The organism is Acrocarpospora corrugata, from assembly GCF_009687845.1.
Taxonomy (GTDB): Bacteria; Actinomycetota; Actinomycetes; order Streptosporangiales; family Streptosporangiaceae; genus Acrocarpospora; species Acrocarpospora corrugata.
On record NZ_BLAD01000040.1, the window covers coordinates 90,709 to 97,377 of the forward strand.

General features: G+C 68.1%; 6 protein-coding genes and 1 pseudogene. 6 read left to right on the top strand and 1 reads right to left on the bottom strand.

The genetic code is table 11. The features are described 5' to 3' along the window. The first annotated feature begins 88 nt into the window (after positions 1-88). Positions 89-775: a DUF4386 domain-containing protein gene (locus Acor_RS07570; RefSeq protein WP_155335840.1), complete on the top strand. Its 687-nt coding sequence runs from the start codon at positions 89-91 to the stop codon at positions 773-775. Positions 776-850: 75 nt separating this feature from the next. On the opposite strand, the gene Acor_RS07575 is transcribed toward Acor_RS07570, so the two are convergent. Continuing rightward, positions 851-1,075: a hypothetical protein gene (locus Acor_RS07575; protein WP_155335841.1), complete on the bottom strand. Its 225-nt coding sequence runs from the start codon at positions 1,073-1,075 to the stop codon at positions 851-853. 155 nt (positions 1,076-1,230) lie between these two features. On the opposite strand from Acor_RS07575, the gene Acor_RS07580 reads away from it, so the two are divergent. The 5 genes and pseudogenes from Acor_RS07580 to Acor_RS07595 form a co-directional block, all read left to right on the top strand. Beyond that, entirely contained in the window at positions 1,231-2,379 is a 1,149-nt protein-coding gene (locus tag Acor_RS07580; RefSeq protein ID WP_155335842.1) for a low temperature requirement protein A, read from the top strand. 331 nt (positions 2,380-2,710) lie between these two features. Further along, on the top strand, positions 2,711-4,783 hold the full coding sequence (locus Acor_RS07585) for a hypothetical protein (protein ID WP_155335843.1): 2,073 nt from the start codon (positions 2,711-2,713) through the stop codon (positions 4,781-4,783). Between the two features lie 178 nt (positions 4,784-4,961). Then, positions 4,962-5,462: pseudogene (locus Acor_RS44075) on the top strand (O-acetyl-ADP-ribose deacetylase); the annotation flags it as partial. A gap of 27 nt (positions 5,463-5,489) precedes the next feature. Further along, positions 5,490-5,864 (top strand): DUF6508 domain-containing protein, encoded by a 375-nt coding sequence (locus Acor_RS44080; RefSeq protein ID WP_340163126.1) that lies wholly within the window; start codon positions 5,490-5,492, stop codon positions 5,862-5,864. A gap of 82 nt (positions 5,865-5,946) precedes the next feature. Continuing rightward, a partial coding sequence (locus tag Acor_RS07595) for a Clp protease N-terminal domain-containing protein (RefSeq protein ID WP_155336004.1) occupies positions 5,947-6,669 on the top strand: 723 nt, incomplete at its 3' end.

Below are 6,669 nucleotides of genomic sequence, written 5' to 3' on the forward strand. Positions count from 1 at the left end.
CAAGAGCATCCGCACCATCGGAGGGGGCACCATGAGTGAGATATCGACCGGCCATCATCGACCGAACACAGCGACGAAGCCAGTCCCGATGGATTCGCTGAGGAAGACCGCGCTTATCGCGGGCGTGTTCTACCTGATCACCTTTGTCTCGATCCCGACCCTCGCCATGTACGGTCCGGTGCTCGCTCCGGACTACATCCTCGGCTCCGGCCCGGACACTGCCGTCTTCTTCGCCGGCGTCCTGGAGATGATCGTGGCCCTGGCCTGCATCGGTACGGCCGTCGCGCTGTATCCGGTGCTCAAGAGGCAGAACGAAGGGGTCGCGCTGGGCTTCGTCGGCGTCCGGGTCCTGGAAGCCGCCACCATCTTCGCCGGCGTCGCACCCCTCCTGACGATCGTGACCTTGCGTCAGGCCGGAGCCGGAGCGGATGCGCTGGTCACCGGCCAGGCGCTGGTCGCCCTGCACAACTGGACGTTCCTCCTCGGACAAGGGCTCCTTCCGGCCCTGAACGCCCTGTTGCTGGGCTCCCTGCTGTACAAGTCGCGCCTGGTGCCGCGGATTCTTCCCCTGCTCGGATTCATCGGAGCGCCCCTGCTCGTCGCTTCCGCCGCCGCCACCTTGTTCGGCTCATGGGGACAAGTGTCCGCGCTGTCGGCGATCGCCGCGCTCCCGGTCGCGCTATGGGAGTTCTCGCTGGGCGTCTATCTGGTCGTCAAAGGCTTCAAGCCCTCCCCCATCACAGCGGCACCCGCCCACCGCGACAGCGCCGTCTGATAACGAGGCCCGGATCGGGATTCACATCCCGACCTGGGCCTTTCGTATATGGGAATCGAACCCGTTGGGCGCTCTTCAGCGGGAGCTGGCAGCCATTTCCGCGTCGGCGGGCCGCGGGCGGCGCGGCATGGGGACAGCGAGGTCCCCGCCGCCGAAGCCGGGCGGACGGGTGGGCCAGGTCTCGGGGCGGATCCGCGCCCGGCGGATCCGGGCGTCGGCGGCCAGGCCCGCCAGATAGGAGACCTCGACGGACCGGCTGTTCCGGCCCTGGCGCAGCAACGTGACAAGGGTGAGCTTCATTGGATTTCCCCCGATAAAGACGGTGACGGTTGGGTTCGCCGGACAACCCGCCAGCCTCCGCAGTACACCAACCGATTCGCCGAACGGCTACGCATAAATACGGCTTCGGCGAACGACCCGGTAAAGGACCCCAACAAAGGCGGCAAAATAGGCATATGCGCCTCCCCGGCTGGTTCGCCGAGCACATCCAACCCACTCCCGCGGAGAACGCCTTACGCGTCTCCACGCTGGAGCTCTTCTTCGACCTGGTCTTCGTCTTCACGATCACCCAGCTGACGACGCTGCTGGTGGACGGGTTCGCCGGGGACGCGGCGGCCCCCGCCGCAGGCGCGCTCAGGGTTCTGCTGGTGTTCGGCGTCATCTGGTGGATGTACTCCGGGTACGCCTGGCTGACGAACACGGTCCCGCCCGCCCGGCCCGCCCGCCGGGTCCTGATCCTGCTGGGCATGGCCGGGTTCCTGATCATGGCGCTGGCGATCCCCACGGCCTTCGACGGCGGCGGGATCGCCTTCGCGTTCGGCTACCTGATCATCGTGCTGGTCCACGCGGGACTCTTCCTGCAGGCCACCGCGTCGTTCGTCCGGGTGCTGCCGTTCAACCTGGTGGGGACCGCGCTGCTCTTCACGGCCGCGTTCTTCGACGGGACCGTCGCCCACCTGCTGTGGGGGGCCGCGGTGATCCTGCTGTGGGTCAGCCCGTACTTCATCGGCCAGAAGGGTTTCACCCTGCATCCGGCGCACATGGTCGAGCGGCACGGCCTGCTGGTCATCGTGGCGCTCGGCGAGTCGGTGGTGGCCATCGGCCTGGGCGCGCACGGCTCGGCCGGCCCGGCCGTGCTGATCGCCGCGGTGCTCGGCCTGGCCCTCGCGTCCTGTCTGTGGTGGGCCTACTTCGGGGGCGACGACGAGGTGGCGGCCGAGCACGCGCTGATGCGCGCCGAGGTGGTGAGCCGGACCCGGCTCATCCTGGGGGCGTACTTCTACGCGCACATCCCGCTGCTGGTGGGCATCGTCGCGATCGCGGCCGGCGTCAAGACCGCGCTCAGCCATCCGCTCGACCCGTTCCATCTCGCCCCCGCCGTCACGATGGCGGCCGGAGTGACGCTGTTCATGGCGGGCGACGCGCTGTACCGGCGGGTGCTGGCCATGCCCGCGCTGCGCTTGCGGACGATGGCCGCCGTGGCGGCCCCGCTCACCATCCTGCTCGGGCTGGTGTCGGCGCTCGCCCAGCTGGCCGCCCTCGTCGCGCTGCTGGGTACGGTCCTGGTGGCCGAGCGGGCGCGTCAACTGTCACCACGGCAGTAGGTCCGAAGACTCCGGAGGGCGAACACCATAGGGGGACAACGGGGCCGCAGCGACCGAGGGCTACGTCATGTCGACACCGATGCACAAGCCCAAGAGAACGTACGGGCAGATTCCGGGGCTCCCACCCCCGGATCTGAATCCGCGCAAGAAGAAGTCGACACGGCAGGCCAAACGTCAACGGGAGAAGCCAGCCCCGCGGCTTCCCGACTTTCCCGAATCGCTCGAAGATGTGTTCACCGGAAAGGAAAAGCTGCGCTACCCGACGGCGCCGAAACCGAAGGGCCAGGAAAGACGTCCCGCGACCAAGCTGATCGATCCTCCCAAACGCCGATTGATCGATTTGACACACGAGCAGGAAGCCGAGACTCGCTCCCCGATCCGGCCGGAGTCGACCATCCCGCCTTTGTCGATCTTCCAGCCGCAGCCCATCATCCTGGCTCCCGACACCCAGACCTCCTTCCTGGACTTCCTGGACTTCCCAAGCTCCCAGGGCGGCGACAGCGACTCCGACATCGTCATCCCGGAGACCCAGTTCGAGAGCCCGCGACCGGAGGTCGAAGCCGATGACGCGATCCCTGTCATCGAACCCCCGCCGCGGATCCCGGCCAAGTACAAAGCGCTCCAGGACCGTACGCCATTCGGGAGTTTCGACGACCTCGCGCAATTCACCGCCGACCACGCGGAACTGACGGCGGGCCTGCTGGACGCGCTCGATCACCCGTTCGCGGCCGATCACCAGATGGCGCGGTACTGGCTGGCGCACGTCCGCAAAGTCACCCCCGACGACCTGACCAAAGTCAGCAAGATCACCGACGAGACCCTGCTGACGGTCACCGGGAAAGCGCTGAACCTCAGCGAGACGAGCCGTACCGGCATGCTGGCCGAGCTCTACTGGACCAAGCCCAGGGCGGTGCGGACCCGGGACCTGGCCGAAGTGCAGAGTGATCTGCGAAAAGCGGGCCTGGCGTCGGACTTCGACCAGCGGCGCGCGGCGTTCCAGGCCAGGCAGCGATTGCCCGACCCCGAGCCCGCGACGATCGCGTCGATGAAATACGGCAGGTGGGGGACGCTGAAGGACAAGGCCGCGGCGTGGCTGAAGACGGCGGTGCCCGCCAGGCAATCGGAGCTCGGCACGGAACACGAGACGACCGAGAAGTGGCTGGGGGACTTGCGCGCCAAGCCGGAACTCAGCGATGACCGTTCGCTCGACCGGCTGGCCGACGTGATGACCCTGCTCAACGCGAATCGCGTCTGCGCCGCGGTGCTCCACAACGGGCGCGAGATCGGAGTCTTCGCCAACAAGCCGGACAACCAGCTGGCCGTGGACCTGGCGGAGTTACTGACCGCTTCCCGCGCGACGGGGAAAGAGGCCGAGAATCTCGTGTGGGGCATCCTGGCCAAAATGACCTGGCGCGCGTCCAGGAGCAGCAGATCGGCGCCCGAATCCTCGAAACGCCGGGACCAGGTCCGGATTCTCAAAGCCATCTCCTACCTGCGCAAACTCGAACAGGAGCACGGCCGCCTCCGGGTCGTCGCCTACGACGACCCGCTTCCCACCCTGGCGGTCACCGAGAAGGACTCCTTCGGCCATCCGCAGCTGGTCCATCGCGAGCAGCAAGTTCACGCGGAGATGCAGGCGACGTCCATCGCCCTCAGGTATCCCGGCGCCAAGCTGGGCATCGGCAGGCTGTGCTGTTTCAAGTGCTGGCTGGTCCTGCACGACCTCTGGCCGGAGGCCTTCGACAACCGTCCGGTGGCCTCCCACCTGAACACCTACCCATGGCCCCCGCCGGGCTTCTTCGCCGACGCGCAGGCGCTGGCGCAGCTGTTCGCCGGCTGGGAAGACCCGCCGGAGGACCTGCGGGCCGCGCTCCAGGACCCCCAGGGCCGAGCGGCGCTGGTCAACGCGTTCTTCGCCGTACAGGGGATCAAGGGGGCCCTCGACACCGGATTCCCGTCGACCCAGGTGCCCGCCTCGCAGCTGCCGTCGACACCCGCGTGGCCGGAACAGGAGGACGGGCCGACGGCCGAGGAAGCGGAGCGCGAAGCGGAGCTCTACGACGGATTGCTCTACCCCGACAAGGACGTCACGCGCACCGAGACCTCGCCGACAGATCAGCGATCCGCACCGCGCAGGCCCAGCGAGCCGACCATCACGAAAGCACCCCTCACCAAGGTCAAACGAACCCAGCAGCCTGACCTGGCGAGCGGCGACTCCGACCGGACGTCCCCAAGCAGGGGGCGGACCGCATCGCTGCCGAGCCACAGCACAACGCGAACGTCTCCGACGGACTCCGGCACGACTGACTCGGATATGGACCTCGACAGGCCACGGCAGCAGAGCACGACGACAACCAGCAAGAAACGCACCAAGTCACCGGTGCGCAAGAAGCTCCGGGTCTAGCGCGGCCCGGCCGAAAGCGAGCGCCGCACACACAAGGGCCACGTTGAGCACGTCCGCCGCCGAACGCCGTACACATACGAGGGCCGCGGGGGCCGCGTTGAGCGCGGCCGCCGCGCATGCACAGGGGCCGCAGGTGCCTGACGCCTGAGCTTGATCTTCGGCGGGGATACTCGACCGCATGAAGGTCACGCTGCTGCAAGGCGATATCACGCGGCAGGCCACGGACGCCGTGGTCAACGCCGCGAACTCCTCGCTCATGGGCGGGGGCGGCGTCGACGGGGCCATCCATCGGCGGGGCGGGCCCGGGATTCTGGCGGAGTGCCGCCAGTTGCGGGCGTCGCGCTACGACCAGGGCCTGCCGACCGGGGAGGCGGTCGCGACCACGGCCGGGGACCTGCCCGCACGGTGGGTGATTCACACGGTCGGGCCGATTCATTCGGTACGGGAGGACAGGTCAGAACTACTGGTCTCCTGCTATCGGGAATCACTGCGGGTGGCCGACGAACTCGGCGCGCGGAGTGTCGCCTTCCCCGCCATCTCCGCGGGGAGTTTCGGGTGGCCGATGGAGGACGCCGCCCGAATCGCCCTCGGCACGGTGCGGTCGGTGGTTACGCAGGTCGAGGATGTCCGGTTCGTGCTATTCGACACGGCGGCGTACCAGACGTTCCAACAGGTCCTTCAGGGCCTGGGACCCACCGACGAGGAGATCGCGGCGCTACTCGCCGAGCAGCCGTCCGAACGCTGGGAGCGACTCTTCCTGCTGTACGACGGGCTGACGGAGGCAGACCTGCAGGTTTCCTGGGGGAGCGAAGAGGGCCCCTACAGCGAGCCTTTGAACGCCGTCATCAGCATGCTGGTCGGCCTGAAGATCACTGTGGTGTTCGACTGGCCGGCATGGCGCGCCTTCCCCGGCGGAAACGGGCTGGATCAAGCCCCGGTCGCCGACGCCGCGCGCCTGGCGACCACTCTCATCCGCGGCGAGCGATTCTCCGACGGGACGATCCACGCAGCGATCCAGAACGGCACCTTCCACGCCATCCTGCGACGACTACGCCATTGGTACGAGCACGAACGCCAATGAGGGTTGGGGTTATTGCATATACCCACACAGGGGGTATAAGTATTGAGTAACCCCTTGATAACCCCACCCCGAGGACGATGCCATGCCGAAGATCAACGTCTATCTGCCCGACGAGCTGGCGGAGGCCGTGAAGGACACCGGCGTACCCGTGTCCGCGATCTGCCAGCGCGCCTTGGAGCAGGCAGTGCGCCGCATCACCGCGATCCGCCAGACCGCCCTGGGCGAACTGGAAGCCGACGACATGAGCGCCCGCTTCCCGCTGTTCACCGCGCGCACCCGCACCGTCGTCAAACTGGCGATCGACCAGGCCCGCGCCGAAGCCGCGCCGAACGTCGGAACCGGCCACCTGCTCGCCGGCATGGTGACCGAGGGCGGCAACCTCGCACTGCAGGTACTCCAGGCGGTGGACATCGACCCCGCCCAGATCCAGCACGACCTGGAACGCCCGACCGACCCCGAAGCCGGCACCTCCGGCGACAGCCCATCGGTCCACTTCAGCGCCCCCGCCGCCGCCGCGCTCGAACTCGCCGTAACCGAGGCGACCGCCTTCGGCCACAACTACGTAGGCTGCGAGCACCTCCTCCTCGGCCTGGTCACCGAACCTGACGGCACCGCCGGAAAGATCCTGCGCACCCAGGGCGCCGACCCCCGCCTCACCCGCCGCGCCGTGACAGCCGCCCTCGCCGGATACGTCCACCTGCGCGCCCAGACCTCCACCGACCCCGCCCAAGCACTGGCCGCGGCGCTACAGCCCCTCATCGCCCGCATCGAACGCCTGGAGCAGCACCTCACCCCCGAAACCCCC

Coding starts and splice junctions, on each gene's coding strand:
- Acor_RS07570 (WP_155335840.1), top strand. CDS start 89: ATGGATTCGCTGAGGAAGACCGCGCTTATCGCGGGCGTGTTCTACCTG.
- Acor_RS07575 (WP_155335841.1), bottom strand. CDS start 1,075: ATGAAGCTCACCCTTGTCACGTTGCTGCGCCAGGGCCGGAACAGCCGG.
- Acor_RS07580 (WP_155335842.1), top strand. CDS start 1,231: ATGCGCCTCCCCGGCTGGTTCGCCGAGCACATCCAACCCACTCCCGCG.